Here is a 326-nt window from a genome sequence, read left to right on the forward strand (position 1 = left end):
CCGGCAGGGCTGTGCGGCCCGGGTTGGGCCGGTGCCAGGCTCGGCGCCGACGTTCCGGCATGACCCACAAGGTAATTGGCGGCTCGTTGCAGCCTGCCGTTCGCCCGAGTTGTCTGCCGGACGTCGGCGTCGGCCTGGCCCACCCCGTTGGCTTGATCACCGCAGCTCAGATCCTGGTCAGCTGGTCGCACCCCGGCCGGTTCCGCTCGGAGGCGGCCTTCGCCTCCTTCGCCGGTGTCTCACCGATCCCCGCGTCCTGCGGACTGACCAACCGCCGCCGGATCAACCGCAGCGGTGACCGGCAGCTCAACCGGGCCCTGCACACC

At 71.5% G+C, this 326-nt stretch carries 1 protein-coding gene; it reads left to right on the forward strand.

Features of this window, described 5'->3' with window-relative positions; translation table 11 throughout:
* Nucleotides 1-59: 59 nt before the first annotated feature.
* On the forward strand, nucleotides 60-326 hold a 267-nt coding region (locus TN53_RS43480; protein WP_046264460.1), incomplete at its 3' end, for a transposase.

The organism is Streptomyces sp. WM6386 (assembly GCF_000972385.1).
GTDB lineage: Bacteria > Actinomycetota > Actinomycetes > Streptomycetales > Streptomycetaceae > Streptomyces.